Annotated in this window: 30 protein-coding genes; 15 read left to right on the forward strand and 15 right to left on the reverse strand. The window is 75.3% G+C overall.

The window, feature by feature from the left end:
• Positions 1 to 2 precede the first annotated feature (2 nt).
• From HOP40_RS24625 to HOP40_RS24635, 3 genes are read left to right on the forward strand one after another with little or no spacing between them, the layout of a single operon-like run.
• A complete protein-coding gene (locus HOP40_RS24625) occupies positions 3 to 437 on the forward strand; it encodes an NfeD family protein (protein ID WP_172162429.1) in 435 nt (144 codons plus the stop codon).
• Between the two features lie 33 nt (positions 438 to 470).
• Entirely contained in the window at positions 471 to 1,835 is a 1,365-nt protein-coding gene (locus HOP40_RS24630; RefSeq protein ID WP_172162432.1) for an SPFH domain-containing protein, read from the forward strand.
• Positions 1,832 to 2,533, forward strand: coding sequence for a class I SAM-dependent methyltransferase (locus HOP40_RS24635; RefSeq protein WP_172162435.1), 702 nt, complete (start codon positions 1,832 to 1,834; stop codon positions 2,531 to 2,533). The genes HOP40_RS24630 and HOP40_RS24635 overlap by 4 nt, the downstream gene beginning before the upstream one ends.
• Here HOP40_RS24635 and HOP40_RS24640 read toward each other — a convergent pair.
• From HOP40_RS24640 to HOP40_RS24665, 6 genes are read right to left on the reverse strand one after another with little or no spacing between them, the layout of a single operon-like run.
• Positions 2,496 to 3,266 (reverse strand): energy-coupling factor ABC transporter ATP-binding protein, encoded by a 771-nt coding sequence (locus tag HOP40_RS24640; protein WP_240157251.1) that lies wholly within the window; start codon positions 3,264 to 3,266, stop codon positions 2,496 to 2,498. The genes HOP40_RS24635 and HOP40_RS24640 overlap by 38 nt on opposite strands.
• Positions 3,263 to 4,027, reverse strand: coding sequence for a cobalt ECF transporter T component CbiQ (gene cbiQ / locus HOP40_RS24645; RefSeq protein ID WP_172162438.1), 765 nt, complete (start codon positions 4,025 to 4,027; stop codon positions 3,263 to 3,265). The genes HOP40_RS24640 and cbiQ overlap by 4 nt, the downstream gene beginning before the upstream one ends.
• Positions 4,027 to 4,368 (reverse strand): PDGLE domain-containing protein, encoded by a 342-nt coding sequence (locus HOP40_RS24650; RefSeq protein ID WP_172162441.1) that lies wholly within the window; start codon positions 4,366 to 4,368, stop codon positions 4,027 to 4,029. The genes cbiQ and HOP40_RS24650 overlap by 1 nt, the downstream gene beginning before the upstream one ends.
• Entirely contained in the window at positions 4,365 to 5,117 is a 753-nt protein-coding gene (locus tag HOP40_RS24655) for an energy-coupling factor ABC transporter permease (protein ID WP_205346901.1), read from the reverse strand. Before HOP40_RS24655 ends, HOP40_RS24650 begins: the two co-directional genes overlap by 4 nt.
• 54 nt (positions 5,118 to 5,171) lie before the next feature.
• Positions 5,172 to 5,531, reverse strand: coding sequence for a VOC family protein (locus HOP40_RS24660; RefSeq protein WP_172162444.1), 360 nt, complete (start codon positions 5,529 to 5,531; stop codon positions 5,172 to 5,174).
• Between the two features lie 59 nt (positions 5,532 to 5,590).
• Positions 5,591 to 7,063 carry an NAD-dependent succinate-semialdehyde dehydrogenase gene (locus HOP40_RS24665; RefSeq protein ID WP_172162447.1) on the reverse strand — a complete coding sequence of 491 codons (1,473 nt, stop codon included), beginning with the start codon at positions 7,061 to 7,063 and terminating at the stop codon, positions 5,591 to 5,593.
• 85 nt (positions 7,064 to 7,148) lie between these two features.
• On the opposite strand from HOP40_RS24665, the gene HOP40_RS24670 reads away from it, so the two are divergent.
• Genes HOP40_RS24670 through HOP40_RS24685 form a run of 4 tightly spaced genes read left to right on the forward strand, consistent with a single transcriptional unit; the run spans position 7,149 to position 10,268 of the window.
• Positions 7,149 to 8,318: an acyl-CoA dehydrogenase family protein gene (locus HOP40_RS24670; protein ID WP_240157252.1), complete on the forward strand. Its 1,170-nt coding sequence runs from the start codon at positions 7,149 to 7,151 to the stop codon at positions 8,316 to 8,318.
• On the forward strand, positions 8,318 to 9,325 hold the full coding sequence (locus HOP40_RS24675) for an acyl-CoA dehydrogenase family protein (protein ID WP_172162453.1): 1,008 nt from the start codon (positions 8,318 to 8,320) through the stop codon (positions 9,323 to 9,325). The genes HOP40_RS24670 and HOP40_RS24675 overlap by 1 nt, the downstream gene beginning before the upstream one ends.
• Positions 9,326 to 9,372: 47 nt before the next feature.
• The gene (locus HOP40_RS24680; RefSeq protein WP_172162456.1) at positions 9,373 to 9,696 is read left to right on the forward strand and encodes an antitoxin VbhA family protein; all 324 of its coding nucleotides are present in this window, start codon (positions 9,373 to 9,375) and stop codon (positions 9,694 to 9,696) included.
• Complete coding sequence (locus HOP40_RS24685) at positions 9,693 to 10,268, forward strand: Fic/DOC family protein (protein WP_172162459.1); 576 nt, start codon at positions 9,693 to 9,695, stop codon at positions 10,266 to 10,268. Before HOP40_RS24680 ends, HOP40_RS24685 begins: the two co-directional genes overlap by 4 nt.
• A gap of 26 nt (positions 10,269 to 10,294) precedes the next feature.
• Here the strand turns inward: HOP40_RS24685 and HOP40_RS24690 are convergent, their stop codons facing one another.
• The 3 genes from HOP40_RS24690 to HOP40_RS24700 form a co-directional block, all read right to left on the reverse strand.
• The gene (locus HOP40_RS24690; RefSeq protein ID WP_172162462.1) at positions 10,295 to 10,681 is read right to left on the reverse strand and encodes a cupin domain-containing protein; all 387 of its coding nucleotides are present in this window, start codon (positions 10,679 to 10,681) and stop codon (positions 10,295 to 10,297) included.
• Between the two features lie 717 nt (positions 10,682 to 11,398).
• A complete protein-coding gene (locus HOP40_RS24695) occupies positions 11,399 to 12,301 on the reverse strand; it encodes a beta-keto acid cleavage family enzyme (RefSeq protein ID WP_172162465.1) in 903 nt (300 codons plus the stop codon).
• Positions 12,302 to 12,317: 16 nt separating this feature from the next.
• Positions 12,318 to 12,773, reverse strand: a complete 456-nt coding sequence (locus HOP40_RS24700; RefSeq protein ID WP_172162468.1) for a pyridoxamine 5'-phosphate oxidase family protein — start codon at positions 12,771 to 12,773, stop codon at positions 12,318 to 12,320.
• Between the two features lie 31 nt (positions 12,774 to 12,804).
• Between HOP40_RS24700 and HOP40_RS24705 the strand changes: the two genes are divergently transcribed.
• A complete protein-coding gene (locus HOP40_RS24705) occupies positions 12,805 to 14,031 on the forward strand; it encodes an alpha/beta fold hydrolase (protein ID WP_172162471.1) in 1,227 nt (408 codons plus the stop codon).
• A 17-nt stretch (positions 14,032 to 14,048) separates the two neighbouring features.
• Here the strand turns inward: HOP40_RS24705 and HOP40_RS24710 are convergent, their stop codons facing one another.
• Positions 14,049 to 14,516 carry a cupin domain-containing protein gene (locus HOP40_RS24710; protein ID WP_172162474.1) on the reverse strand — a complete coding sequence of 156 codons (468 nt, stop codon included), beginning with the start codon at positions 14,514 to 14,516 and terminating at the stop codon, positions 14,049 to 14,051.
• Between the two features lie 44 nt (positions 14,517 to 14,560).
• Positions 14,561 to 15,718, reverse strand: coding sequence for a cobalamin-independent methionine synthase II family protein (locus tag HOP40_RS24715; protein WP_172162477.1), 1,158 nt, complete (start codon positions 15,716 to 15,718; stop codon positions 14,561 to 14,563).
• 101 nt (positions 15,719 to 15,819) lie between these two features.
• Between HOP40_RS24715 and HOP40_RS24720 the strand changes: the two genes are divergently transcribed.
• A complete protein-coding gene (locus tag HOP40_RS24720; RefSeq protein ID WP_172162480.1) occupies positions 15,820 to 16,731 on the forward strand; it encodes an SGNH/GDSL hydrolase family protein in 912 nt (303 codons plus the stop codon).
• Positions 16,732 to 16,751: 20 nt separating this feature from the next.
• Here the strand turns inward: HOP40_RS24720 and HOP40_RS24725 are convergent, their stop codons facing one another.
• Positions 16,752 to 18,341 (reverse strand): bifunctional 3'-5' exonuclease/DNA polymerase, encoded by a 1,590-nt coding sequence (locus HOP40_RS24725; RefSeq protein ID WP_172162483.1) that lies wholly within the window; start codon positions 18,339 to 18,341, stop codon positions 16,752 to 16,754.
• Between the two features lie 31 nt (positions 18,342 to 18,372).
• A complete protein-coding gene (locus tag HOP40_RS24730) occupies positions 18,373 to 19,902 on the reverse strand; it encodes an FAD-dependent oxidoreductase (protein WP_172162486.1) in 1,530 nt (509 codons plus the stop codon).
• Between the two features lie 119 nt (positions 19,903 to 20,021).
• On the opposite strand from HOP40_RS24730, the gene HOP40_RS24735 reads away from it, so the two are divergent.
• A complete protein-coding gene (locus HOP40_RS24735) occupies positions 20,022 to 20,861 on the forward strand; it encodes an LLM class F420-dependent oxidoreductase (protein ID WP_172162488.1) in 840 nt (279 codons plus the stop codon).
• 10 nt (positions 20,862 to 20,871) lie between these two features.
• Here HOP40_RS24735 and HOP40_RS24740 read toward each other — a convergent pair whose 3' ends face one another.
• Positions 20,872 to 22,344 carry an MFS transporter gene (locus tag HOP40_RS24740; protein WP_172162491.1) on the reverse strand — a complete coding sequence of 491 codons (1,473 nt, stop codon included), beginning with the start codon at positions 22,342 to 22,344 and terminating at the stop codon, positions 20,872 to 20,874.
• 34 nt (positions 22,345 to 22,378) lie between these two features.
• On the opposite strand from HOP40_RS24740, the gene HOP40_RS24745 reads away from it, so the two are divergent.
• The 5 genes from HOP40_RS24745 (at position 22,379) to HOP40_RS24765 (ending at position 25,550) form a co-directional block, all read left to right on the forward strand.
• Positions 22,379 to 22,723, forward strand: coding sequence for a hypothetical protein (locus HOP40_RS24745; RefSeq protein WP_172162494.1), 345 nt, complete (start codon positions 22,379 to 22,381; stop codon positions 22,721 to 22,723).
• A gap of 10 nt (positions 22,724 to 22,733) precedes the next feature.
• Entirely contained in the window at positions 22,734 to 23,459 is a 726-nt protein-coding gene (locus HOP40_RS24750) for an enoyl-CoA hydratase (RefSeq protein WP_172162497.1), read from the forward strand.
• Positions 23,460 to 23,536: 77 nt separating this feature from the next.
• Positions 23,537 to 24,241 carry a L,D-transpeptidase gene (locus tag HOP40_RS24755; RefSeq protein WP_172162500.1) on the forward strand — a complete coding sequence of 235 codons (705 nt, stop codon included), beginning with the start codon at positions 23,537 to 23,539 and terminating at the stop codon, positions 24,239 to 24,241.
• Positions 24,242 to 24,273: 32 nt separating this feature from the next.
• Entirely contained in the window at positions 24,274 to 24,615 is a 342-nt protein-coding gene (locus HOP40_RS24760) for a BlaI/MecI/CopY family transcriptional regulator (RefSeq protein WP_172162503.1), read from the forward strand.
• Positions 24,616 to 24,659: 44 nt separating this feature from the next.
• On the forward strand, positions 24,660 to 25,550 hold the full coding sequence (locus tag HOP40_RS24765; RefSeq protein ID WP_172169084.1) for a M56 family metallopeptidase: 891 nt from the start codon (positions 24,660 to 24,662) through the stop codon (positions 25,548 to 25,550).
• Here HOP40_RS24765 and HOP40_RS24770 read toward each other — a convergent pair.
• Complete coding sequence (locus HOP40_RS24770; protein ID WP_172162506.1) at positions 25,547 to 26,587, reverse strand: acyl-CoA desaturase; 1,041 nt, start codon at positions 26,585 to 26,587, stop codon at positions 25,547 to 25,549. The two genes, HOP40_RS24765 and HOP40_RS24770, sit on opposite strands and share 4 nt — an antisense overlap.
• Between the last annotated feature and the right edge of the window lie 27 nt (positions 26,588 to 26,614).

Here is a 26,614-nt window from a genome sequence, read left to right on the forward strand (position 1 = left end):
GCATGACCCCGGCCCTGATCTGGCTCGTCGTGGGCCTTGCGCTGATCGCGGCCGAGGTGCTGTCCGGGGAGTTCGTGCTGCTGATGCTGGGCGGCGGCGCGCTCGCCGCGGCCGGCGTGACGTTCCTGGTCGGCGGCCCGGTCGCGGGCATCGTCGCGTTCGTGGTCGTGGCCCCGCTGCTCGTCTTCGCGGTGCGCCCGGCGCTGCGGCGCCGGCTGGAGGACCAGATCGAGGACTCGCGGATGCACCACCGCGCGCTCGAGGGCCGCGAGGCCGTGGTCGTCGCCCGCGTCGACGGCGACGGGGGCCGCGTCAAGATCGGCGGCGAGGTGTGGTCGGCCCGGCCGGTGCACGAGGACGACGTGATCGACGAGGGCCGCTCGGTGCTGGTCGTCGAGATCACCGGCGCTACCGCAGTGGTGGTAGCGCGAGACTGAACCGCCCCTCGCCGGGGCGATGAGAGGGCGGACATGGATCCCCTGTTGATCGTCGGGCTGCTGTTCCTGGCACTCGTCGTCGTGTCAATCATCAAGGCGGTGCAGATCATCCCGCAGGCCACGGCCGCGGTCATCGAGCGCCTCGGGCGCTTCAAGGGCACGGCCGACCCCGGGCTCGTGTTCCTGGTGCCCTTCGTCGACAAGGTGCGCGAGCGCATCGACCTCCGCGAGCAGGTCGTCTCGTTCCCGCCGCAGCCCGTGATCACGCAGGACAACCTGACGGTCAACATCGACACCGTCGTCTACTACACCGTCACCGACCCCAAGGCCGCGGTGTACGAGATCTCCGACTACATCCTCGGCGTCGAGCAGATCACCACCACCACGCTGCGCAACGTCGTCGGCGGCATGAGCCTCGAGGGCACGCTGACCTCGCGCGACGAGATCAACACGGTGCTGCGCGGCGAGCTCGACGACGCCACCGGCCGCTGGGGCATCCGCGTCGGCCGCGTGGAGATCAAGGCGATCGACCCGCCCGCGTCCATCCAGGAGTCGATGGAGCGGCAGATGAAGGCCGACCGCGAGAAGCGGGCGATGATCCTCACGGCCGAGGGCCAGCGGGAGTCGGCGATCCGCAGCGCGGAGGGCCAGAAGCAGAGCCAGATCCTCATGGCCGAGGGCGCCAAGCAGGCCGCGATCATGGAGGCCGAGGCGGAGCGCCAGTCGGCGATCCTGCGGGCGCAGGGCGAGCGGGCCGCGCGGTACCTGGAGGCGCAGGGCGAGGCGGCGGCGATCGAGAAGGTGTTCGCCGCGATCAAGGCCGGGCGCCCGACGCCGGAGCTGCTCGCCTACAAGTACCTGGAGACGCTGCCGGAGATGGCGCAGGGCGGGGCCAACAAGGTCTGGATGGTGCCCACCGACTTCGGCAAGGCCCTGGAGGGCTTCACCCGGATGCTGGGCGCGCCCGGCGAGGACGGCGTCTTCCGGTTCACCCCGTCCGAGGTGGACGACACCGCGCGGGCGGGGCGCCCGCAGGACGACGAGGAGTCGATGAAGCACTGGTTCGACACCTCGACGAACCCGGAGATCGCCAAGGTCGTCGCCGACGCGGAGGCCGAGGCGCGCCGCGAGGTGCCCGCCCTGGGCTCCGTCTCCCCGAGCCCGGCGCCGATGGCCGTGCCGCGCCCGGCCGAGCAGCGGGAGATCCCGCCGCACCTGCCCCCGCCCGCCCAGATCTCCCCGTCGGCGCCGACGACCAACGGCGGCTCGCACAGCGGCTCGCCCAGCGGTTCGCCCAGGGGTTCGCACAGCGGGGAGCACGAGAGCTCGGTGCCCACGCCGCCCCGCGGCGTCCCGGTGGTGGAGAAGCCGGGCTACCCCTCGCCGCCGCCGGCGTGACGTTCGTCCGCACCCCCGCGGACCTGCTCACCCTGCTCGACGACCTGCTCACCGGGCAGGACGGCGCGCGCTGGGACGCGTTCTTCGCCGACCGCGCGCGCCCCTGCCCGTTCCTGGTCGACCTGCCCGACGAGAACCTCGCCGGGTGGGTCGAGCAGGGCGTGCTGGCACCCGGCCGCGCCCTCGAGCTGGGCTGCGGGCACGGCCGCAACGCCGTGCACCTGGCCCGGCACGGCTGGCGCGTCGACGCCGTCGACTTCTCCGCCACCGCGCTGGACCGCGCCCGGGAGTCCGCCGCTGCCGCGGGCGTCGACGTCACCCTCCACCACGGCTCGGTCCTCGACCTGCGGCCCGACGAGGGCGGCTACGACCTCGTCTACGACTCCGGCTGCTTCCACCACGTGGCCCCGCACCGCCGCCCGCAGTTCGTCGACGTGGTGCGCCGCGCGCTGGCCCCGGGCGGGCGGTTCGGGCTGGTCTGCTTCTCGCCGGAGGGCGGCAGCGGGCTCACCGACCGCGAGGTCTACGAGCGGCGCACGCTGGGCGGCGGCCTGGGCTACTCGGAGGATCAGCTGCGGGCGCTGTGGTCCGACGGGTTCGTCGTCGACGAGCTGCGGCCACTGCGCGCCGGAGTGCCGGGCCGGTTCGGCGAGGAGTTCCTCAATGCCCTGCTCGCCACCCGCGTAACGCCGGGCTGAACCCGAACGGCAGCTCGAGCCGGTGGCGCCCGAGCATCTCGGTGTCGGCGAGCAGCTCGCGGGTGGGCCCGTCGGCCACGACCTCGCCGTCGTCGAGCACCACGCTGCGCGGGCACAGCTGCAGGGCGTAGGGCAGGTCGTGGGTGACCATCAGCATGGTGACGTCGAGGTCGAGCAGCACCTCGGCCAGCTCGCGGCGGGCCGTCGGGTCCAGGTTGGACGACGGTTCGTCGAGCACCAGGATCTCGGGCTCGCAGGCCAGCACGGTGGCCAGCGCGACGCGCCGGCGCTGCCCGCCCGACAGGTGCAGCGGGGAGCGGTCGGCGTGCTCGGCCATCCCGACGCGCTCCAGGGCGGTGCGCACCCGGGCGGCCAGCGCGGCGCCGGTGACGCCGAAGTTGGCCGGGCCGAAGGCGACGTCCTCGGCGACCGTCGGCATGAACAGCTGGTCGTCGGGGTCCTGGAAGACGATGCCGACGCGGCGCCGGACCTCCCGCAGGTTCTCCTTGACGACGGGCAGCCCGCCCACGGCGACGGTGCCGTGCCCCGGGGTGAGGATGCCGTTGAGGTGCAGCACGAGCGTGGTCTTGCCGGCGCCGTTGGGGCCGAGCAGCGCGACCCGCTCGCCGCGCTCGATCCGCAGGTCGACGCCGTGCAGGGCCTGGTGGCCGTCGGGGTAGGCGAAGGCGAGGGCGGAGACGGCCAGCGACGTCGTCACGGTGGAGGTCGTCACGCCGTCAGCAGCCCGGTGGTGGCCAGCGCGGCGGCGACGACGACGGGGGACAGGCCCAGCAGCCAGTGCCGCCGGGTCGTCACCGCGTCGGTGAGGCGGGGCATCTCGCCCGCCCAGCCGCGCGACAGCATCGCCAGGTGCACCCGCTCGCCGCGCTCGTAGGAGCGGATGAACAGGGCGCCGACCCCGCGCGCGGTGGCGCCGGCCTGCCACAGGAAGCGGGGGTCGTGGCCGCGGGAGATGCGGGCCAGGCGCATCCGGCGGGCCTCCCCGGCGATGACGTCGACGTAGCGGAGCATGAGGGTCGCGATCGTGACGACCAGCGACGGCGCGCGCAACCGCTGGAGCCCGAGCAGCAGGTCGCGCAGCGGGGTGGTGGCCGCGAGCGTCAGCGACGTCAGCACGCCCAGCGTCCCCTTGACGACGATGTTCCACGCGCCGAGCAGTCCCGGCTCCGACAGCGTCAGCCCGAGGACCTCGACGAACGGGCCGGCCTCGGTGAACGGCAGCAGCACGGCGAGCACCAGGAACGGCGCCTCGATCAGCGAGCGCACCGCGATCCAGCCCGCCGGGATCCGCGCGACGGCCCACACCGCGGCCAGCAGCACGAGGTACCCGCCGAACACCGCGAAGGCCTCGCGCGGGGTGATCACCACGCAGACGACGCCCAGGAACGCGGCGACGATCTTGACCTCCGCCGGCAGCCGGTGCACCGGCGACGAGCGGGCCAGGTACAGCGGGTGGGAGTGCCCGGCCCCCACTACGGGGAACTGCGCGTGCGCAGCAGCCAGAACAGCCCGCCCGCGACGACGAGGGTGACGATCACGCCGACGATCCCGGCCAGCCCGACGGTGCCCTCCCCGCCGCCGACCGCGTAGTCGGCCAACGGGCTGTCCGCCAGCCGGTGCTCGTCGGCGTTCTGCGCGATGCAGGTGCCCGCGGCCGGCTCGCCGGCGTCGTCGAGGGTGCAGCCCGAGAGCGTGACGGTGTCGAGGCCGTCGGGGTCGGGGCTCGCGAGGTAGGACAGGCCGCCGGCGACGAGGATCGCGATGAGGAGGAAGCCGAGGTAGAAGCGCGTGGCGCCGCGGGACGGGGCGGTCACGACGGCGTCCCCTCGGCGGTGCGGGTGTCGGCGGTGCGGGTGTCGGCGCTGCGCGTCCCGGCGCTCCGGACGCGCACGGCCGGCGCCGGGCGGGAGGTCCGGAGCAGGTGCACGAGGTCGGGCCGGACCGAGGCGACCGCGCCGACGGTGGCCGCGGTGATCACGCCCTCGCCGATGCCGATCAGCACGTGCAGCCCCACCATCAGCCCGAGGACGGTGCCCAGCGACGCACCACCGGCGCCGCCCAGGGCGTACTGCAGCACGAACGCCAGCGACGCGACGACGGTGTTGACCAGCGCCGCGACGAAGGAGACGGCCACCAGCCCGCCACGGCCCCGGGCGGCGAACCGGCGCAGCGCCACCGCGACGCCGTAGCCGACGAACACGCCGACCAGGGCCATGTTGGTGATGTTGGTGCCCAGCGCGGTGAGGCCGCCGTCGGCGAACAGGACCGCCTGCACGACGAGCACGATCGCGATGCACATCGACCCGACCCACGGCCCGACCAGGATCGCGACCAGCGCGCCGCCGAGCAGGTGGCCCGAGGCCCCGGGCAGGATCGGGAAGTTGATCATCTGGACGGCGAACACGAACGCGGTGACCAGGCCGGCCATCGGCGCGGTGCGGTCGTCGAGGTCGCGGCGGGCCCGGGTGGCGGCGACGGCGAGCCCGACCGCCGCGACGACCCCGAACAGCAGGGCCGTGGGCGGGCTGACCAGCCCGTCGCTCATGTGCATGGCGAGAACCATCCGGTCACACTAAGCGCGAGGTGTGCGCAGCCGCAAAAGATGTGCGACTAATGGTCAGGCCGGGTAGTCGACGTGGAACGACCCGATGAACGTGAGCGTGTTGCCGTCCGGGTCGGTGAGGGCCGAGAGCGTGACGCCGTTCGTCACCTCCTGGACCTCCCCGGGCTCCAGCCCGGCCGCGCGCAGGCCCTCGACGTGGGCCGGGAGGTCGTCGACGGCGAGGTTGAGCAGCCCGCGCCCGGCGCGCTCGGCGTCGACCCAGACCTGCACCCAGCCGCCCTCGGTGAGGCGCCACTCCGCGAGCGGCGGCATGGGGGTGTTGTCGGGCGCGCGGCCGAACAGCCGCTCGTACCAGGCGCGGGAGACGTCGATGTCGGAGACCGGCAGGACGGACAGGACGTGGTCGATGCTCATGGGAGTTCCGACCGGCCGGGCCCCGGTAAGTCATCGGTGCCGTTCGAGCAGGCCGGGCATCAGCCCCCGAACGCGATGCCCACGTACTTGGTCTCCAGGAACTCGTCGATGCCGACGCTGCCGCCCTCGCGGCCCAGACCCGACTCCTTGATCCCGCCGAACGGCGCCGCCGGGTTGGACACCAGCCCGGTGTTGAGGCCGATCATGCCCGCCTCCAGCCGCTCGCTGACCCGCAGCGCGCGCGTCAGGTTCTCCGTGAACAGGTAGCTGACCAGCCCGAACTCGGTGTCGTTGGCCGCCGCGACGGCTTCGTCCTCCTCGTCGAACACGGTGATCGCCGCGACCGGGCCGAAGATCTCCTCGTGGCTCAGGCGGGCCTCGAGCGGCACGCCGGTGAGCACGGTCGGCGGGTAGAAGTGCCCCGGACCGTCGCCCGGCTCGGCCCCGACCTTGACCGAGGCGCCCTTGTCGAGGGCGTCCTGCACGAGCGTGACGACCTTCTCGCGGCTCTTCGCGTTCACCAGCGGGCCCACCTGCACGCCGTCCTCGGTGCCGCGGCCGACGACCAGCGCGCCCATCCGCGCGGCGAGCTTGTCGGCGAACGCGTCGGCGACGGTGCGGTGCACCAGGAACCGGTTGGCCGCGGTGCAGGCCTCGCCCATGTTGCGCATCTTCGCCGCCATCGCGCCCTCGACCGCCTTGTCCAGGTCGGCGTCGTCGAACACGATCAGGGGGGCGTTGCCGCCGAGCTCCATCGAGGTGCGCAGGACCTTGTCCGAGGCCTGCTCGAGCAGCTTCTTGCCCACCGGCGTCGACCCGGTGAACGACAGCTTGCGCGCACGACCGTCGCGGATCAGCGGCTCCATGACCGCGCCGGCGTTCGAGGTGGTGATGACGTTGAGCACGCCGTCGGGCAGTCCGGCCTCGACCAGGATCGCGGCGAGCGCGTGCATCGACAGCGGCGTCAGCTCCGAGGGCTTGATCACCATGGCGCAGCCGGCGGCGATCGCCGGGCCGATCTTGCGGGTGCCCATGGCCATCGGGAAGTTCCAGGGCGTGATCAGCAGGCAGACGCCGACCGGCTGCTTCATGACCATGAACCGGCTGGTGCCGGCCGGGGCGACCGCGTAGCCGCCGTCGATCCGCACGGCCTCCTCGGAGAACCAGCGGAAGAACTCCGCGGCGTAGGTGATCTCGCCCTTGGACTCGGCCAGCGGCTTGCCCATCTCCATGGTCATCAGCAGCGCGAGGTCGTCGATCCGCTCCATGAGCAGCTGGTAGGCGCGGTGCAGGATCTCCCCGCGCGCCCGCGGCGCCATCGCGGCGAACGACGACTGGGCCGCGGCCGCGGCGGCGAGGGCCTCCATGCCGTCCTCCGGACCGGCGTCGGCGACCTCGACCAGCGTCTTGCCGGTGGCGGGGTCGTCGACGGGGAGGGTGGCGCCGGACGCGGCCGGCCGCCAGGACCCGCCGATGAACAGTCCGGTGGGGACGGCGTCGAGGACCCGGGCTTCGTCGGTCGGATTCGTCATGGTCGCGATGCTGCCACCCGGGTTCTGCGGACGCAGCCCCCGGTTCCGGGTGCCGTCGCGTCGACCCATGGCGCAGGATGGGGCCGTGACGTCCACGTTGAACCGGTTGCCGGCGCTGGTCCCACCGCCCACCGAGCTGCCACCCCGCGTCGCCGCGCTGCGGGCGCAGGTGCGGGAGTTCCTGGCCGAGGAGCGCGCCGCGGGCGCCTGGACCCCGCGCGCCGACGTCTGGCTCTCGGGCTGGGACGAGCGCTTCACGAAGGAGCTGGGCCGGCGCGGCTGGCTGGGGATGACGATCCCCGTCGAGTACGGCGGCCACGGCGCCACCGCGCTCGACCGGTACGTCGTCACCGAGGAGCTGCTCGCCGCGGGCGCGCCGGTGGCCGCGCACTGGGTCGCCGACCGCCAGATCGGTCCGACGCTCCTGCGCTTCGGCACCGAGGAGCAGCGGCAGCGCTACCTGCCGCGGATCGCGGCGGGGGAGTGCTACTTCGGCATCGGGATGAGCGAGCCCGACGCGGGGTCCGACCTGGCCGCGGTGCGCACGAAGGCCGTGCAGGTCGACGGCGGCTGGGAGCTCACCGGCACCAAGGTCTGGACCTCGGGCGCGCACCACGCGCACGCGTTCTTCGCGCTGGCCCGCTCGGCACCGCGCGAGGAGGAGAACCGGCACGCCGGGCTCTCGCAGTTCATCGTCGACCTCGACTCGCCCGGCGTGCAGATCCGCCCGATCCCGCTGCTCACCGGCGCGCACCACTTCAACGAGGTGGTGTTCGACCGCGTGTTCATCCCTGACAGCCAGGTGCTCGGTGAGCTGGGCGGCGGCTGGGCGCAGGTCACCGGGGAGCTGGCGTTCGAGCGCAGCGGCCCCGAGCGGTTCCTCTCGACGTTCCCGCTGCTCACGGCGATGCTCGGCGAGCTGGCCGGTACGTCGGGCACCGAGCGCGAGGTGGGCCGGATCGTCGCGCGGCTGTGGACGCTGCGGCGGATGTCGCTGGCGGTGGCCGGGTCGCTGGAGTCGGGGGAGGCGCCGGAGCTGGCGGCCGCCGTCGTCAAGGACCTGGGCACGCGGTTCGAGAACGAGATCGTCGACGCGGCGCGCACGCTGGTGGCGGTGCCGCCCGACCCGGGCGCGGAGTCCGGGTTCGCCCGGCTGCTGGCCGACGCCGTGCTGCACGCCCCCGGCTTCACGCTGCGGGGCGGGACCAACGAGGTGCTGCGCGGCATCGTCGCGCGCGGGATGGGGCTGCGCTGATGCCATCGGAGATCCTGGAGCTGGCCGAGTCCGTCCTGGTCGGGAGCGCGACCAGCGGCACCGGACTCGACACCGCACTCTGGAAGGCCCTCGACGAGACCGGCCTCGCCCGGCTCACGCTGCCCGAGGCCGCCGGGGGCAGCGAGGCGTCCTTCGCCGACTCCGCCGAGGTGCTGCAGGCCGCGGGGGCGCACGCCGCGCGCGTGCCGCTCGTCGAGACCGACCTGCTGGCCGGGTGGCTGCTGCACGCCCACGGCCTCGCGGTGCCCGACGGCCCGCTCACCGCGGTGGCCGGTGACCTCGCGGTCGACGGCACGGCCGTGCGCGGCGAGCTGGTGCGCGTCCCGTGGGCGCGCGGGGCGGGCGCGGTCGTCGTGCTCACGCCGACGCACGTGGTGCTGCTGCCCGTCGACGGCCTCACGGTCACCGAGGGCACGAACCTCGCGGAGGAGCCGCGCGACCGGGTCGTCGTCGACGTCGCGGACGCGACCCTCGCCCCCGTCGTGGCGGGTGCGGCGGCCGAGCTGCGGCTGCGCGCCGCCCTGGGGCGGGCGCAGCTGCTCGCCGGGGCCGCGCGCGGTGCGGTGGCGCGGACGGTGCAGTACGCGGGGGAGAGGGTGCAGTTCGGGCGGCCGATCGGCAGGTTCCAGGCCGTGCAGCAGCAGCTCGCGCTGGCCGCGGCGGAGGTGGCGGCGGCCGGTGCGGCCGCGTCCGCGGCGGCGGCCGAGGTCGACCGCGCCGGGTTCGGCGACCCGGCCACCGCGTTCGCCGTGGCGGCCGCGAAGGCCCGCACCGGGGAGGCCGCGGGGGAGGTCGCGCGCGTCGCCCACCAGGTGCACGGGGCCATCGGCTTCACCCGCGAGCACGACCTGCGGCTGCTCACCACGCGGCTGTGGGCGTGGCGCGACGAGGACGGCTCCGACGCGCAGTGGCAGGCCGAGCTCGGGGCCACGGTCCTCGCGGCGGGTGCCGACGCGCTGTGGCCGATGGTGACCGGCACCCCCTGACGACCGGGCTCTAGGGAAATGCGTACGCATCCGGGTACGCTCCGGCCATGCTGCTGCCCCAGGTGCTGTCGTTCCGCGAGTTCCGCGCCGGGCTGGCGGCCACGCTGAAGCGCGTGCAGGAGCCCGACGCGGAGCCCGTGTTCGTGGGGGCGCACCGCAAGCCCGAGGCCGTCGTCATGTCGGTGTCGCACTACCAGCACCTGCGCGACCGCGCGGAGCGGCGCGAGGCCGTGGCCGAGGCGCTGGCGTCGGTGCGGGCGGAGGGGGCGGAGCCCAGCGCCGACGGTCTGCGCCTGTTTGCCGCGGTCGCCGCGGGCACGCTCACCACCGACGAGATGCGCGAGCAGATCCTCGCCCGCTACCGCCCGTGACCTGGGACCCCTACCTCGATCTCGACTCCGGAGTCCTGCGCAACCGCCTCGGCATCACCGACCGGACCGAACTGGCCCAGGTCGAGGCCGAGCTCTCGGGCACGCGCCTCGTCGACCTGGCGTCGACCGACCTCCCCGGCCACTACGACCTCGTCCACCTGCGCGCCTTCCACCGCCACGTCTTCGGCGACGTCTACGACTGGGCCGGCGAGCTGCGCACGGTCGCGATCGGCAAGGGCGCCGCGTTCTGCTCGCCGCAGGACCTGCCGTCGGCGGGGGAGCGGCTGTTCGTGCAGCTCGCCCGCCACCGCTGCCTGCAGGGCCTCGACCGCGACACCTTCGTCGACGCCCTGGCCTGGCTGCTGGGCGCGATCAACGGCCTGCACCCGTTCCGGGAGGGCAACGGCCGCACCCAGCGCGCCTTCCTCGGCCAGCTCGCCCGCACCGCCGGGCACCCGGTCCGCTGGGTGGCGATGGACCCGGCCGAGAACGTGGCGGCCTCCCGGGCCGCGCACGTCGACGGCGACACCGCCCCCCTGCGCGCGATGCTCGACGGTCTCGTCGACCGCTGAGCGCACTCACGTCCACTTACGTCCACTCACGTCCCGAACCGGTACCCGACCTCCTCGAACGAGCCGGCCGCCAGCACGTAGAACACCCGGGCCACGGCGTCACCGGTGTTCGTGACGCCGTGCGTCGCCCCGCCCGGCAGGAACACCGTCGAGCCGGCCCGGAGCCGGTGGTCGGTGTCGTCGAGCCGGAGCAGCAGCTCTCCCTCCAGCACGAAGTAGACCTCCGCCTGGTCGTGGGCGTGCGCGCCCAGCCACCCACCCGGCGGCAGGTCGGCGACACCCGCGGTGAACTGCCCGGTCGGGGTGGCCGCGCCGCCGAGCAGGGTGCGGAAGGAGAGCGTGCCGCGGACGGGGTCGTCCCAGGACTCCGGAGCGATGTCGTCCTGGTGCAGCACGATCGGGCGGTGGTGCATGGGTCTCGGATGCCCGGCGGTGGGCGGGCGAACCGCGGGGCGGGCGGTTGCGGCGGGCGGAGCGGGGCGGGCGGGCGCAGCGGGGCGGGCGCAGCGGCGCCGGCGCGGCGCGGGGCGCGGGGCGCGGGATGCGGGGTGCGGGGTGCGGCGGCGCGGCGGCGCGGCGCGCGGCGTCGCGGGGCGCGTCGCGGGGCCCGGCGGCGCGTCGGGGTTGGGCGGGCAGGGGCCGTGGGCAGCGGTGGGCGGCGGTTCCCGCGCGCGTTCCCGGTTGCCGCGCGCGTTCCGAGCTCCCGCGCGCTCCCGGGGCCGCGCGGGAGCTGCTTGGGCGCGCGGGAACGTCGGGACGGCGACCGCGGCGGCGCGTGCGCCCTCCGCCGTGCACCGCACAGCGCGGCACGGCGAGCGCGTTCCGCGGAACGCACCCCCCTGACACGTCATGACGGCCGCGTTCCGCGGAACGCGGCCGCCGGCCTCGTCGCCCTCGGTTCCTGCGCGCGTTCCCGGTTGCCGCGCGCGTTCCGAGCTCCCGCGCGCCCCCGGGGCCGCGCGGGAGCAGGTTCGCCGCGCGGGAGCAGGTTCGCCGCGCGGGAGCAGGTTCGGCTCGCGGGAACTGGTTCCGCGCGCGGGAACCGGCCGCCTTGCGTGGGAAGCCGGCGCACCACACGTGCGGCCCGGGCTCGGCCGGTCGCTCGCGATCGCGTTCCGCCGAATGCGGGGTCAGGCGCGCGGCGGGATGCCGAGCAGCGTGCGGGCCTCCGCACTGTCCGCCGGCCGCCGACCCAACCCCTCGACCAGCTCCACCACCTCGGCCAGCAGTTCGGCGTTGGTCGGGCGGCGGGGGCCGGCGTGGTCCTCCAGCCCCACGCGGACGTGCCCGCCCAGGCGGATCGCGCGCTCCGCGAGCCCGCAGCCGACGACGTCGCCCCCGAGCACCGCCACCGACCACGGCAGCCCGGACGGCTCCAGCAGCTCCAGGTAGGCGGCGAGGCCGGTCTCGGTGGGCGGCAGGCCGAACTGCAGGTCGCCGCCGAAGTACAGCTTCACCAGCGCCCCGGGCGGCACCCGGCCCGCGCGGTGCAGCGCCAGGGCGGTCCGCAGGAAGCCCGGCTCGAACACCGAGATGCTCGGCGCGGCCCGGTAGCGGGCGCACAGGTCGAACATCGTGACCGTGTCGGCGTAGGTGTTCTGGTACGCCCCGTCGGCGGCGCCGGCCGGGAAGGCGCCGTCGGCGGTCATCCCGACGTTCACCGAGCCCGGGTCGACGAGTGCGAACCCGCCCCAGCCGCGGCGGGCCAGCTCCGCGCAGTGCGCCCACCGCCGCTCGATCGGGATGCCGCGGGCGCCGGCCGACATCGTCGGGTAGAGCAGCGCGTCGGGGTGCCGGGCGAGCACCGGCTCCCACGCCTGCAGGTAGGGCTCCACCGCGTGCACGCCGTCGGCGGTGAACATCGGCTCGTCGTTGTGGTTGTGCACGATCGCCGCGCCGTGCCCCAGACCGTGCAGCGCGTCCGCGGTGATCTCGCCCGGCGTGCGCGGGACGTGCGGGTTGGCGCTGCGCGGCGTCGACCCGTTGACCGCCAGCTCGATGACGACGGGCGAGGGCACGACGGGCGAGGGCACGGCGGGCGAGGGCACCTCAGCCGCCGATCTTGCGGAAGTCCCAGCTCGTGATCTTCTCGGGCACGAGCTTGAGCCAGGCGTGGCGGCCGTCGTGGTGCATCGTGCCGCCGGAGTAGCGGTCGGCGAACGCCTGCTCCGGGCCTTCCAGCTCGGGCACCGGCTCCCCGGTGCGCGGCACCTCGCCCACGACCTCGACCCGGCCGCGGATCTCCACGCCGCGCAGCTTCAGGTACTCCTCCCCGGCGTCGACGACGGCGGCGATCCGCGGGTCGGACTGCAGGTCGGCCCAGCGCTGGCTGCGCGAGAGCGAGGTCAGCCACATCGCGCCGCCGTGCCAGACGTACCAGAGCGGGGTGGCGTGCGGGCCGTTCGTGCCGTTGGTGGCGACGCGGACCGTGCGCTGCTCGGCGAGGAAGGCGTCGACCTCCTCGGGCGTCATGGCGATCTTCCGGGACCGCTTCTGCTCCTTCATGATCGGTGACGCTAGCTGCCATCATCGGGGCATGTCGATCGTGAGGCGGAGCCCCGGACTGGTCGTGACCGAGCACGAGATCCGCGTGCCGCTGGACCACGCCGCGCCCGACGGCGAGCAGATCACCGTGTTCGCCCGCGAGGTCGCCGACCCCGACGGCCAGGACCGCCCCTACCTGGTGTTCCTGCAGGGCGGGCCCGGGTTCGAGGCGCCCCGCCCGACGCGGCGCCCGTCGGCCCCGGCGTGGCTCGACCGCGCGCTGGCCGACTTCCGCGTCCTCATGCTCGACCAGCGCGGCACCGGCCGCTCGACGCCCGTCGGCCCGGCCACCCTCGTCGGGCGCACCCCCGCCGAGCAGGCCGCGCACCTCGTCCACTTCCGCGCCGACGCGATCGTCGCCGACGCCGAGGCCCTGCGTGCGCACCTGGGCAGCCCGCCGTGGACGGTGCTCGGGCAGAGCTTCGGCGGGTTCTGCACGCTCGCCTACCTCTCGCAGCGGCCCGAGGGGCTGCGCGATGCGCTGTTCACCGGCGGTCTGCCGCCGATCGGCCGCCATCCCGACGAGGTGTACGCCGCCACCTACGCCCGGGTGCTGGAGCGCAACCGCCGCTACTGGGCGCGCTACCCCGAGGACCACGACCGGTTCCTCGCCGCCGTCGACGCCGCCCCGGTGCTGGCCTCGGGCGACCGCCTCTCGCTCGCCCGCCTGCGCCAGGCCGGCAACCTGCTGGGCCGCAGCGAGGGCCCCGAGCTCCTGCACGCGCTCCTCGAGCTCGACCCGCAGTCGCCGGCCTTCGCCCACGACGCCGAGACCATCGGCTTCGCGCGCAACCCGATCTACGCGGTGCTGCACGAGTCGAGCTACTCCGACGGCCACGTCACGGACTGGTCGGCGCAGCGCACGATGCCGCCGGAGTACGCCGAGGACCGGGCGCTGCTCACCGGCGAGCACGTCTACCCGTGGATGTTCGACGAGCTCGGCGCGCTCCGCCCGTTCGCCGAGGTGGCGGAGCTGCTCGCCGCGCACCCCTGGCCCCGCCTCTACGACGCCGCGGTGCTCGCCGGCAACGAGGTGCCCGCGGCCGCCGCGGTCTACGTCGAGGACCTCTACGTCGAGAGCGCGTTCTCGCTGGAGACCGCCGCGCAGGTCCGCGGCCTGCGCCCGTGGGTCACCAGCGAGTACGAGCACAACGCCCTGCGCGCCGACGGCGGAGCGGTCCTGGACCACCTGCTCGACCTGGTCCGCGGCCGCCGCTGACGGGGGCCGGCCCGGGCTCAGGCGAAGATGAACCGGTACTTCGCCGCCACCCGGGCCATCGCGGTGAGGTCGGCCGGGTCGAGCGGTGGCGGCGCCGCACCGCGGACGGCGGCGCGCCCGATCTCGGGGAACATCGCCTCCATGCCGGGCGGGCTGTAGAGGAACAGCATGCGGGCGGGGCCGTCGCCGACGTTGCGGTAGCTGTGCACCACCCCGCGCGGCACGAGCACGACGGTGCCCGGCCGCGCGTCGTGGGTGACGCCGTCGACGGTGAAGGTCATCGTCCCGTCGAGGAGGAGGAACGTCTCCTCCTCGTCGAGGTGGGCGTGCGGCGGCGGCCCCGCGTCGGGGTTGACCACCGCCTCCAGCATCGTGAAGGCCCCGCCGGTCTGCGCGCCGGTGAGCAGCGTCGTGTACGCGTCACCGACCAGGAACACGGTGTCGCCCTCGTCCGGCCCGACGACCACCGGCTGCAGATCGGTCATGCGGGGGACTCGCCCGCGGTGACGGCTCCGTTACGGGCAGGACGTCACGACCAGAGGCGCGCCGACGCGATCCGCGCCCCCTCCGCCAGCGCCCGGAACTTCTCCCACACGACGGTCGGGTGCACCTCGGGGGAGAAGCTGGCGCGGGAGGAGAAGCCGCAGTCGGCCCCGGCGATGACGTTCTCGCGCCCGACGATCCCGGCGTACTGCTCGATCTGGTCGGCGATCAGCTCCGGGTGCTCGACGTAGTTGGTGGCGTGCCCGAGCAGGCCGGGGATGAGGATCTGGCCGTCCTCCAGCGGGATGTCGCGCCAGATCTTCCACTCGTGCTGGTGGCGGGGGTTCGCGACCTCGAACGAGTACGCCCCGGCCGGGATCCTCAGCATCAGCGGCGCGACGTCGCGCAGGTCGATGTCGTGCACGCGCGGCCCGTGGTTGAGGCCGTAGCAGGTGTGCAGCCGGATCTTCTCGCGCGGGATGCCGCGCAGGGCGTGGGAGAGGATCTCGACGTGCTGCTCGGCGTCGGCGCGGCGCTGCTCGGGCGTCGTCTCCGGGTTCTCCGACAGGTACTCGATCAGCCACGGGTCGTCGACCTGCAGCAGGAACCCGGCGTCGACGATCCCGAGGTACTCCTCGCGCAGCGCCTCGGCGACGGCCTCCAGGTACTCCCCGTGCGAGCCGTAGTGCTCGTTGCGGCCGAAGCCGCTCGGGCTCGTGGAGGGCAGGAACGCCTCGACCACCTGCTGCCCCTCGACGGCGGCGCGCAGGTTGGCGATGTCGGTCTGCAGCTGCTCCTGGCCGACGTAGGTGACCGGGCCGGTGCAGACCATCGTCGTCATCGGGCTGACCTGCTCGGTGTACTTGCCGAGGTAGCCGGCGTAGTACTCGGGGAACGCGTCGATCTCGACCTGCCACGACGGCGGCATCAGCTTCTCGCCGGAGTCGGCGGCGAACCCGGAGAGCCGGTCCTTGACGTAGGTCAGGAAGCTGACCTTGCCCATCTCCCCGTCGGTGACGACGTCGATGCCGGCGTCGACCTGCCGGTCCACCACCTCCGCGACGGCGGTCGTGACGCGCTTGGTGTAGCCGTCGGCGTCGTAGGGGCGGCCGTGCTCCTTCTCCCGCATGACCTCGAGCAGGTCACGGGGCCGGGCGAGGCTGCCGACGTGGGTGGTGAGGATCCGGTCGCTGCTGCGCTGCATGGTCCCGGGACGCTAGGAGCGCGGCGGCCGCGGGGACAGGGCCGCGTTCGTGAGGGGGGAACGCGTAACCGGGACGGTCGCCGGTCGTTCGACCGGTTGTGATGCGCCTGAGTCCCGTCCGGATCGCCAAGCTCCTGCTGCCGGGCACGGTCCTCGCGCTCGGCGTCGTCCTGGCGACGCCGGCGGGCGCCGCCCCGGCCGAGAGCCCGTTCGCGTCGGCCCCGCTGTTCGACTCCTACGTGGCGCTGGGCGACTCCTACGCCGCCGGGCCGCTCATCCCGCAGCAGAAGGGCACCCCGCCGGGCTGCCTGCGCTCCACCCGCAACTACCCGTCGGTCGTGGCCGCGACCGGGCGCGTCCCGGACTTCCGCGACGTCAGCTGCAGCGGCGCCACCACCGAGGACCTCTTCGCCCCGCAGGCCACGTCGGCGGGCACGAACCCGGCGCAGCTCGACGCGCTGGTCGCGGGCACCACGGGCGTCACGCTCTCCATCGGCGGCAACGACATCGGGTTCGCCACGATCATCTCCGAGTGCGCGGTGCGCTCGCCCCGCGAGCCGCTGGGCGCGGCCTGCCGCGACTTCTTCACCGGTCCCGACGGCGAGGACCAGCTGCAGGAGCGGATCGAGGAGACCGCGCCCGACGTGGCCGCCGCGCTCGCGGCGATCGCCGAGCGCGCCCCGGCCGCTGACGTGTTCGTCGTCGGCTACCCGGCGATCCTGCCCGACGAGGGCCCCGGCTGCTTCCCCGTCGTGCCGTTCAGCCCGGGCGACGTGGCCTACCTGCGCGAGACGGAGAAGGCGCTCAACGCCATGCTGGCCGAGCAGGCCGACGCGGCCGGGGTCGCCTACGTCGACACCTACGACCGCTTCGTCGGCCACGACGTGTGCACCCCTCCGGGCACGAAGTGGATCGAGGGTCTCGTCCCGACGGCCCCCGCCGCGCCGGTGCACCCCAACGCCCTGGGCATGCTGTCGATGGCCCAGGACGTGCTGACCGCCGCCCAGGACTGAACCCGCCCAGCACTGAGCGCTCACGCCGGTTCGTCGTAGCTGCCCACCACCCGCGACTGCAGCGGGAAGCGGACGGGGGTGTCGCCGAACAGGCGGCGCCGGGCGGTGTCGGCGGCCGTGGCGATCGCGTCGACGACGTCGGTCGCGACCTCGGCGGGGCAGTGCAGCAGGACCTCGTCGTGCTGGAAGAACACCAGCTCGGCCGGGCCGCCGCGCAGCAGCAGGCGCAGCTCGGCGAGCAGCACGAGCGCCCACTCCGCCGCGGTGGCCTGCACGACGAAGTTGCGGGTGAAGCGGCCGCGGGCGCGGGCCCGGGCGGGCTCCTCGTCGCCGGGGCGGGCCGGCGGGCAGGTGCGGCCGAGGTGCGAGCGCACGAGCCGGCCCGCCTCCCCGTCGCGTGCGGCGCCGTCGACGTAGGCCATCGCGGCCGGGTAGCGGCGCCGCAGCCGCGCGACGAGCTCGCCCGCCTGCCCGGCGCTCGCCCCGTACATCGCCGAGAGCAGCGCGAGCTTGGCCTGGCCGCGGTCGCCGCCGAACTCGCGGGCGGCCAGCGCGGCGTAGAGGTCGTCGGCGTCGGGGGCCAGGGCGTGGTCGCCCGACAGGGCCGCGAGCACGCGGGGCTCCAGCTGCGCCGCGTCGGCGACGACGAGCCGCCACCCCGGGTCGGCCCGCACCGCGCCGCGCAGCGTCCGGGGGATCTGCAGCGCCCCGCCGCCGCGGGTGGCCCAGCGCCCCGTGACGACCCCGCCGACGACGTACTCGGGCCGGAACCGCCCGTCGCGCACCCAGGTGGCCAGCCAGCTCCAGCCGTGCGCGGCGTGCAGCCGCGCGAGCTCCTTGTAGGCCAGCAGCGGCGCGACGGCCGGGTGCGCGACGCGGCGCAGCTCCCACGCGCGGGTGGTGGTCAGCTCGTGGCCGGCGCGGGCGAAGGCGCGCAGCAGCTCGGCAGGGGAGTCGGAGTTGACCGGGCGCCCGAACGCGGCGTCGACCTCCGCGGCGAGCGCGGCCAGCGCCGGCGGGCGGCCGCCGAGGACCGGGCGCGGGCCCAGCAGCTCGGTGAGCAGGGCGTCGTGCGCGGCCGCGCTCCACGGCAGCCCGTGCGCCGTCATCTCCTCGGCGACCAGCGCGCCGGCCGACTCCGCGGCGGCCAGCAGGCGCATCCGCGGGTCGGTGAGCGCCCGGACCTGCGCCGCGTGCACGGCGACGACGTCGGCGAGCTCGTCGCGGGCGGGCCCGGTGTCGAACAGCCCGGGGGAGACCTCGTCCCCGTCGGCGTCGAGCGGAGGGTCGGGATCGGGTGCCCGCCCGGCCAGACGGGCCGCGGCCGCAGCGAGCCCGTGCGGCTCCCCGTACCGCCCGGCCGCCGCCACCAGCAGCCCCTCCACCAGCTCGACGTCGTGCGCCCGCCCGACCCGCACGCCCGCCGCGAGCAGCCGCCGGTAGGTGCGCGGGCGGGCCAGCACCCAGCGCGGGGCGTGCTCCCGTTCCAGGTCGGCGACGGCGGCGAGGCCGGGCAGCACCTTGGCCCCGGCCAGCGGGGTGCCGTCGTCGGTCAGGCGCCGCACCCGCACCGGGCCGTCGCGCGGGCCGGGGTCGAGCGCGATCCTCATCCCGGGGAGGTCATCGCCGTCCTGGGGGAGGTCATCGCCGCGCCAGCAACCCGCGCTGCGGGACCCCGAGGATCTCCTCCGGCCCGGCGCCGACCTCGTCGAGGATGTCGTTGGCCGCGAGCACCCCGGTGAGCGACGCGCGCTCCATGAGGCCGGTGAGGAACGGCGAGTCGACGTGGTCGCCCGCGATCCGGACGCCCCGCGCGTCGCCGGTGACGGCGGGCCGGGTGCCCGCGCCGCCCGGCGGCCACGTGGGCGCGGTGGCCTCCATGCGCTGCGCCACGTGCACGACCTCCGCCGCGGCCGTCTCCGGCCACAGCGCGGCCAGCTCGGCGCGCATGCGGGCGGTGGCGGCGTCGACGTCGGGGGCGTCGCAGGCGTAGGAGTGCAGCTCGACGACCGACCCGCCGGTGCGCGCCGCCCACTCCGCCGACGGGCGCTCGAGCCGCGAGTAGATCGTGACGGAGTCGAGCGTGGGCTCGCGGCTGACGGCGTTGAACGTGGCCCGCTCCGCGGCGACGTCGCGGTCGAGCCACAGCCGCGTGACCGCGAACGGCGGCGCGACCTCGATGGCCGCGGCCTTGCGGGCCAGCTTCGGCGCGGCGACGCGCGTGTCGGGGGAGCCGGCGACCAGGTCGCGCAGCGCGCCCGGGTCGGTGGCCAGCACGAGGTGGCGGGTGCGCAGCGAGGGCGCGGCGTCGATCTCGACCTGCCAGAGGTGCCGGTCGACGGGGGTGATCGCGCTGACCCGGCTGCCGGTGAGGACCTCGGCGCCCAGCGACTCCAGGTAGGTCCGGAACGGGGCCCAGATGCAGGTGAGGTGGTCGGTGTCGGGGGCGTCGAAGCCGATGCCCTCGGGGTTGCCGAGGAAGTAGTAGTGGAACATCGCGATCAGCTCGGCGGCCGAGAGCGCGCCCGGGTCGGCGAAGAACGAGCGGGCGAACGCCTCGAACAGCATCGCCTGCGCGCGGTCGGACATCCCCAGCGACGCGAGGAACTCCGCCGCCGGCATCTCGTCGAACCGGGCGGTGGTGCGGGCGCGGTCGTAGGCCAGCAGCTGCGCGGCCAGCGACTGGTTCGAGCTCAGCAGGTCGCGCAGGCCGAGGCTGGGGGAGCGGGCGAACAGCGCGACGAGGTTGAGTGGCGGCGAGCCGGGCAGGCCCGTGAGGTCCTCCGCGGGCCACTCGCGCGAGATCACCGGGTAGCCGCCGACCGGGCGCAGGAACGACAGCTCCGGGTCGATGCGGCGCAGCATCGCGCGCCAGGTGTAGTAGTGCCGGAAGAAGGCGTGGAACCCGTGCTCGACGACCTGCTCGGTGCCGTCGGGCAGCGTGTGCGGCCAGGCGCCCAGGCGCCCGCCCAGGGTGTCGGCCGCCTCCACCAGCGTGACGGCGACGCCCCGCTCGGCGAGCACGACGGCGGCGCTGATCCCGGCGATCCCGCCGCCGACGACGACGGCCTCCGTGCCCACCGGGGCCCCGCGGGGACGGCGCGGGTCGGCCGGCACCAGGACGCGGGGACGCATGCGCAGGGGGGCGGCGCGGGAGAGCAGTTCGTTCACCCCCCGACCCTATGCGGGGCCCCCGACAGCCGCCCGCGGACGACGTCCCCACGACGTCCTCACGACGGCAGGCGGCGCCGGGGCGGAATGCGGGGCGCGCGGGCCGGGTTGCGCCGAGCATGACGGTCGCACTCGGTACGTACGGCATCTGGCGGCACGCGGGCGGGCTCACCCCCGACCTGGCACGGGAGATCGAGGCCCTCGGCTTCGGTGCGATCTGGATCGGCGGGTCCCCGCTCGGGGACCTCGCGCTGGCCGAGTCGCTGCTCGACGCCACCGACGGCATCGCCGTGGCCACCGGCATCGTGAACATGTGGAAGACCCCGGCCGAGGAGGTGGCGGCGTCCTACCACCGCATCGAGGCCCGCCACCCCGGCCGCTTCCTGCTCGGCGTCGGCATCGGCCACCCCGAGGCCACCAGCGACTACACCCGCCCCTACGCCACGATCGTCGACTACCTCGACGCCCTCGACACCGCCGACGTGCCGGTGCAGGGCCGCGCGCTCGCCGCGCTGGGCCCGAAGGTGCTGAAGCTCTCCGCCGAGCGGACCGCGGGCGCCCACCCGTACCTGACGACGCCCGAGCACACCCGCGAGGCGCGGGAGATCCTCGGTGCGGGCGTGCTGCTCGCCCCCGAGCACAAGGTCGTCGTCGACACCGACCCGCAGCGCGCCCGCGCCACCGGCCGCCCGTTCGTCCACAAGCCCTACCTGGGCCTGCGCAACTACACCTCGAACCTGCTGCGCCTGGGCTGGACCGAGGACGACATCGCCGACGGCGGCAGCGACCGCCTCATCGACGCCCTCGTCGCGCACGGCGACGCCGGTGCGGTCGCGGCCCGGCTGGCCGAGCACGTCGACGCCGGCGCCGACCACGTGTGCGCGCAGGTCCTCACCGAGGGCTTCGCCGAGCCGCTGCCCCCGATGCGGGCCCTCGCGGAGGCGTTGGAGCTCTCCTGACGCCCGGGCGTCACCGGGTCGGGTGCACCTGCGGCCCGGTGACGCCGCAGTGCGCGCACTCCTCGATCCGCACCCGCTCGACGGGCTCCGCCGGTGCCGACCGCCGGACCAGCGCGAACGCCGTGACCGAGGCGAGGGCGAGCAGCCCGGCGCCGATCGTCATCGCGGTGCGGAAACCGGAGTCGAAGGCCGCGGGGTCGGTGTAGTCGGCGCCGGAGATCCCGGCCAGTCCCGGCACGACGGCGACCGACAGCAGCCCGGCCGCGCGCGCGACCGCGTTGTTGACCCCCGACGCGGAGCCCGCGTAGCGGTCGGGCGCGGCGTCGAGGACCGTCGCCGTCAGCGGGGCGACGGTGAGCGCCAGGCCGGCACCGAACACCAGCACGGCGGGCAGCACGTGCAGCAGCCAGGTGGCGTCGGCGCCGACCCGCAGCATGAGCAGCAGCCCGCACGCGCTGACCAGGGGGCCGACCGTGAGCGGCAGCCGTGGCCCGATCCGCCCGGCCAGCGCGCCCGCGCGGGCGGAGAACACCAGCATGACGGCGGTGACCGGCAGCAGCGACGTGCCCGCCGCGAGCGGGGTGAACCCGGCGACGGTCTGCAGCTGCAGGACGAGCAGCAGGAACACCACGCCCAGCGCGCCGTAGATCAGCAGCGTCACGGCGTTGGCGGCGCTGAAGGTCCGGTTCGCGAACAGCGTCGGCGGCACCAGCGGGTGCTTCGACCGCCGTTCCACCACGACGAACGCGGCCAGCGCCAGCACGCCCACCACGAGCCCGGTGACGAGAACGGGCGTCGGCCCGGACTCCCCGAGCCCGGTCAGCGAGTACGTGAGCGCCCCGAGCGCGAGCACGGCGAGCACCGTGCCGGACACGTCGAGCCCGGGCGCGGACTCCGGGTCACGGCTCTCCGGCACGTGCTTGAGCGCGACGACGACGATCAGCGCGGCCAGCGGCAGGTTGATGAGGAACACCGCCCGCCACGACCACTCGACGAGCCAGCCGCCCAGGAACGGCCCGATCGCGCCGGCGATCCCGCCCAGCCCGGACCAGGCGCCGACGGCCGCGGCCCGGTCCGGCCCGTGGAACGACGCCGAGATCAGGGCGAGGCTGCCCGGCGTCAGCAGGGCCCCGCCGACGCCCTGCAGCGCGCGGGCCGCGATCAGCGTGCCGACGTCGGGCGCCAGCCCGCACAGCAGCGAGGCCAGCGCGAACCACACCACGCCGACCAGGAACACCCGCCGCCGCCCGAACCGGTCGCCCAGCGACCCGCCGAGCAGGATCAGCGCGGCGAGGGTGAGGGTGTAGGCGTTGACGGTCCACTGCAGCGCGGTGAACTGCGCGTCGAACTCGGAGCCGATCGACTCCAGCGCCACGTTGACGACGGTGCCGTCGATGAGCGCCAGCCCCGAGCCCAGGACGGTGGTGAACAGCACCCAGCGCCCGGCCGTCGTACCCATCCGGAGCCCGCCCGCGGTGGTCATCTCCGGAGCCTACGGCGGCTAGCCTGGTCCGGTCATGACGATCAACCCCGCCGTGGCCCGGGCCGCCCCGCTCCTGCTGCTCGCGGTGTCCTGCGCCGCGCCGCCCGCCCCGGCTCCCGCGCCGCCGCCGCCGGACCCGGTCGAGCAGTGCGCGTCGGCGCTGCTCTACTGGGCCCCGCAGGACCTCGGCGAGGCCCCGGACCAGGGCTTCGACGACTACCAGCAGCGGGGCCTGTCCACGCAGCAGTACACGGAGCTGCGCGCGCTCGTCGCCGAGGCGGCCGCACTGGGCCCGGACCGCCCGGCCGACTTCCTGCCCGCGCGCGCCCGCGCGCTGTGCGCCGCACTCGGGCCCGAGCCGACCCGGGGCTACCCGTAACCTCGCGGTCGTGATCAACGTGTCGACCGCGGACGCCGTGGGCCTGCTCGAGCTGGACCGACCCGACCGGCGCAACGCCCTGGACGTCGCCCAGTGCCACCGGATCGTCGAGGCCGTCGGCGGCCTGCTCGCCGACGGCGTGCGCGCGATCGTCGTCACCGGGTCGGGCAGCAGCTTCTGCTCGGGCGCCGACTTCGGCGAGGTCTACACCGACGGCTTCCGCGACGCCCTGCACGCCGCCCTGCGCACGGTCGACGAGGCGCCGGTCCCGGTGGTGGCCGCCGTCAACGGCCCGGCGATCGGGGCGGGGACGCAGCTCGCCATCGCCTGCGACCTGCGCATCGCCGCCCCCGGCGCGGTGTTCGGCGTGCCGACGGCCCGGATCGGCCTGGCCGTCGACCCGTGGACGGTCCGCCGCCTGGCCCGCCTCGGCGGCGGTGGCACCGCGCGCGCGATCCTGGTCGCCTGCGACACCGTCGGCGCCGACCTCGCGCACGCCCGCGGGCTCGTCGACCGCCTCGGCGACCGCGCCGAGGCGCTGGCCTGGGCCGCGGAGATGGCGACCCTGGCCCCGCTCACGCTGCGCTACAACCTGCTGGCACTCGACCGGGCGGACCTCGCCGACGACGACGCCGAGCTCGTCGCGGCCTTCGAAGCGTGCTGGAGCAGCGACGACCGGCGCGAGGGGCAGGCCGCCCGCCTGGAGAAGCGACCGGCGGTCTTCCACGGACGGTGAGTGCTGCGCCACTCGTCGTCACCTACAGGGGATGCGGTCGTTGATGTGAGAAGCATGTCCGGAAGGGGCAGGGGAACGTGGCTGCACAACCGCAGAGCGCCCGTCGCGTGGCGATCGGGGCGGTGCTGGCGGCTGTCCTGAGCACGGTGCTGGTCGGTGTCGGTCTCGGCGTCGGCACGGCCGACGAGAGCCCGGTGGCCGTCCCGCTGTCGCAGGCGGCGCCGCGCGCCGTGCCCGCCCTGCCGGCCGAGCCCGCCCCCCGGGCCGCGCGCGAGGAGCCCGCGCAGCCCACGGCCGGCGCGACCACGCCGGTCGCGACGCCCGAGCCGACCCCGACCGAGGAACCGGCACCGACGACGGCGCCGTCCCGGGAGCGCGAGGCCGTGCACGCCTCGATGCCCGTCCGCGCTCCCGCGCCGGCCGCGCTCGTGCCCGGCACGCCGTGCACGGTGACCGCCCGGGCCTGCGTCGACCTCGCCGGCCGCACGTCCTGGCTGATCAGGGACGGGGTGATCGCCCGCGGCCCGGTCCCGGTGATGATCGGCGACGAGATCGACCCCACCCCGCGCGGGACGTTCGCGGTGGAGTGGAAGGCCGAGCAGTGGACGAGCCGCGAGTACCTCACGCAGATGCCGTACGCGGTGTTCTTCGCCGAGGGCGGCATCGCGTTCCACGAGGGCGCGCAGGACACGAGCTCCGCGGGCTGCGTGAAGCTCAGCCACGAGAACGCCGTGGCCTGGTTCGACTACCTGCAGGTCGGGGACCAGGTCCAGATCCGTTAGGGGATGCCTTCTACCGGGGGTAGAATGGTGGTGTGCCGAGTTTGGGTGAGCTGGAACGTGCCGTGATGGAGACCCTCTGGGCGGCGGCGGCGCCGCTCACGGCCCGTGACGTCCAGGACGCGCTCGCCGCCCGCGACCTCGCCACCACCACGGTCCTCACCGTCCTGGGGCGGCTGGAGCGCAAGGGGCTCGTCACCCGCGAGCGGGAGGGCCGGGCCCACCGCTACCACGCCGTCGCCAGCCGCGAGGACCACGTCGCCGAGCTCATGCGCGACGCGCTCGACGCCGCGCCCGACCGCGGCGCCGTCCTCGCCCGCTTCCTCGGGTCCATCCCGGAGGACGAGCGGGCCGCCCTCCGCGACCTGCTCGACTGAGTCCGATCGCCCCGGCCGGGCACCCCTGGGAGACTGCTCCGGTGATGGAGCTGACCGCGCTCGCGCTGCTCGCCCTGGGCGTCCTGCTCGCCGAGCCCGTCAGCCGGTCGCTGTCCCGCGCGCACTGGCCCGTGCGCGACCCCGTCGGCGCGCTCCTGCTGTGGCAGTCCGTCGGGCTCGCGGGCGGTCTGTCGCTGATCGGCGCGGGCGTCGTCTACGGGCTGGCGCCGCTCGGCCCCACGCTGCCCGCGGCGGTCCGCGCGCTGGACGGGTCGGCCTGGTCGCGGCTCGGGGTCCCCCACCTGCTGGCCCTGGTCCTCGCGCTCCTGCTCGTGCTGCGCCTGCTGGGTGTGCTCGCCGCGATCACCGTGCGCACGCTGCGGGCCCGGCGCCGCCACCGCGACCTGCTCGACGTGCTGGGCACCCCGTGGCCCGCCGCGCCCGGCGCCCGCGTGCTCGACCACCCCGTGCCCGTCGCCTACTGCCTGCCCGGGCTGCGGTCGCGGCTGGTGCTCTCGGTCGGCGTCCTCGACGCCCTCGACCCCGCCGGCGTCCGCGCCGTCCTCGCCCACGAGCGCGCCCACCTGCGCGAGCGCCACGACCTCGTCGTGCTGCCGTTCGTCGCCTGGGGGGCGACGGCGCCGTTCGTGCGGGGGATGGTGTGCGCGCAGATCGCGGTGGCGGCGCTCATCGAGATGCGGGCCGACGACGTCGCGGCGTCGGGGAAGCGGTCGGGCGAGCTGGTCGGAGCGCTGCGGACGATGGGCGGGGCGGCCCCCGCGGCCGCGCTGAGCTCGTTCACCACCGCGCTGGACCGGCGGCTGCGGCGGATCACCGACCCGCCCCCGCCGCTGCCGCTGGCCGTGCAGGTGCTCGTGCGGCTGGCCGCCGTCGCGCTCGTCGCGGTGCCCACGGCCCTGCTGCTGCTCGGTTAGGCCGGCACGCGGCGCAGGGGGGCGGCCGCCGCCCGCAGCGCCGCGAGCATCTCCGCCCAGGAGCCCAGCAGGGTCGTCTCGTGGTAGGGCACGCCGACCTCGGCGCAGAACTCCCGCACGACGACCCGGGCCCGCCGCTGGTGCGGGGTCGGCATCGAGGGGAACAGGTGGTGCTCGATCTGGTGGTTGAGCCCGCCCATCGCGACGTGCAGCAGGCCGTCGGTCAGCCGGCCGCCCCGGACGTTGCGCGAGGTCAGGACCTGCTTGCGCAGGAAGTCCATCCGCTCGGTCGGCATCTCCATGCCCTTGTGGTTGGGGGCGAAGATCGAGCCGAGGTACACCCCGAACAGGCACTGGTGGACGGCGAGGAACGCGACGGCGAGCCCGGGCGGCAGCAGGACGAACAGCGCCGTCAGGTAGGCGGTGATGTGCGTCGCGACCAGGGCGAGCTCGGTGCGGCGCAGGGGCATCCGGCCCCGCAGCAGGCCGGCGATCCCGGCACGGCGCAGGTCGAGCCCGGACAGGGTCAGCACGGGGAAGAAGAGCGCGTCCTGGTGGCGGACGAGGAACCGGGCCGGGCCGTGGCTGGCGCGCGCCTGGTCGGTGGTGAAGGCGAGCGAGCCCGGCGCGACGTCGGGGTCGCGGCCGATGTGGTTGGGGTCGGCGTGGTGGCGGGTGTGCTTCTGCATCCACCAGCCGTAGGCCATGCCGATGCCGAGGTTGCCGACCAGCCGCCCCGCCCACGCCGACACCGTGCGCGAGCGGAAGACCTGGCGGTGGGCGATGTCGTGGGCGAGCAGCGCGATCTGGCCGTAGACGGCGGCGGCCACGGCCGCGACGGCCAGCTGCCACCAGGAGCTGCCGAGCAGCACGAACGCCGTGACGGTGGCGGCGGCCACGGAGGCCAGGACGAGCGCGCGCCCGACGTAGTGGGTGGGCGCGGGGTCGAGCAGGCCCGCGGCGCTGATCCGCCTCGACAGCAGGGCGAAGTCGCTGGCGGTGCGCGTACCGGCTCGCGCCGGCTCGTCGGTGGTCATGTCCCCGAGCCTGGGGCCCCCGGACCG

Origin of the sequence: Pseudonocardia broussonetiae (assembly GCF_013155125.1) — a bacterium.
In the GTDB taxonomy this organism is placed as follows: Bacteria; Actinomycetota; Actinomycetes; order Mycobacteriales; family Pseudonocardiaceae; genus Pseudonocardia; species Pseudonocardia broussonetiae.

Bases quoted from the DNA above. Each gene is read 5' to 3' on its own strand.
- HOP40_RS24625 (WP_172162429.1), top strand. From the start codon at position 3: ATGACCCCGGCCCTGATCTGGCTCGTCGTGGGCCTTGCGCTGATCGCG.
- HOP40_RS24630 (WP_172162432.1), top strand. From the start codon at position 471: ATGGATCCCCTGTTGATCGTCGGGCTGCTGTTCCTGGCACTCGTCGTC.
- HOP40_RS24655 (WP_205346901.1), bottom strand. From the start codon at position 5,117: ATGGTTCTCGCCATGCACATGAGCGACGGGCTGGTCAGCCCGCCCACG.
- HOP40_RS24660 (WP_172162444.1), bottom strand. From the start codon at position 5,531: ATGAGCATCGACCACGTCCTGTCCGTCCTGCCGGTCTCCGACATCGAC.
- HOP40_RS24665 (WP_172162447.1), bottom strand. From the start codon at position 7,063: ATGACGAATCCGACCGACGAAGCCCGGGTCCTCGACGCCGTCCCCACC.
- HOP40_RS24675 (WP_172162453.1), top strand. From the start codon at position 8,318: ATGCCATCGGAGATCCTGGAGCTGGCCGAGTCCGTCCTGGTCGGGAGC.
- HOP40_RS24680 (WP_172162456.1), top strand. From the start codon at position 9,373: ATGCTGCTGCCCCAGGTGCTGTCGTTCCGCGAGTTCCGCGCCGGGCTG.
- HOP40_RS24690 (WP_172162462.1), bottom strand. From the start codon at position 10,681: ATGCACCACCGCCCGATCGTGCTGCACCAGGACGACATCGCTCCGGAG.
- HOP40_RS24700 (WP_172162468.1), bottom strand. From the start codon at position 12,773: ATGAAGGAGCAGAAGCGGTCCCGGAAGATCGCCATGACGCCCGAGGAG.
- HOP40_RS24705 (WP_172162471.1), top strand. From the start codon at position 12,805: ATGTCGATCGTGAGGCGGAGCCCCGGACTGGTCGTGACCGAGCACGAG.
- HOP40_RS24710 (WP_172162474.1), bottom strand. From the start codon at position 14,516: ATGACCGATCTGCAGCCGGTGGTCGTCGGGCCGGACGAGGGCGACACC.
- HOP40_RS24715 (WP_172162477.1), bottom strand. From the start codon at position 15,718: ATGCAGCGCAGCAGCGACCGGATCCTCACCACCCACGTCGGCAGCCTC.
- HOP40_RS24720 (WP_172162480.1), top strand. From the start codon at position 15,820: ATGCGCCTGAGTCCCGTCCGGATCGCCAAGCTCCTGCTGCCGGGCACG.
- HOP40_RS24725 (WP_172162483.1), bottom strand. From the start codon at position 18,341: ATGAGGATCGCGCTCGACCCCGGCCCGCGCGACGGCCCGGTGCGGGTG.
- HOP40_RS24735 (WP_172162488.1), top strand. From the start codon at position 20,022: ATGACGGTCGCACTCGGTACGTACGGCATCTGGCGGCACGCGGGCGGG.
- HOP40_RS24740 (WP_172162491.1), bottom strand. From the start codon at position 22,344: ATGACCACCGCGGGCGGGCTCCGGATGGGTACGACGGCCGGGCGCTGG.
- HOP40_RS24745 (WP_172162494.1), top strand. From the start codon at position 22,379: ATGACGATCAACCCCGCCGTGGCCCGGGCCGCCCCGCTCCTGCTGCTC.
- HOP40_RS24765 (WP_172169084.1), top strand. From the start codon at position 24,660: ATGGAGCTGACCGCGCTCGCGCTGCTCGCCCTGGGCGTCCTGCTCGCC.
- HOP40_RS24770 (WP_172162506.1), bottom strand. From the start codon at position 26,587: ATGACCACCGACGAGCCGGCGCGAGCCGGTACGCGCACCGCCAGCGAC.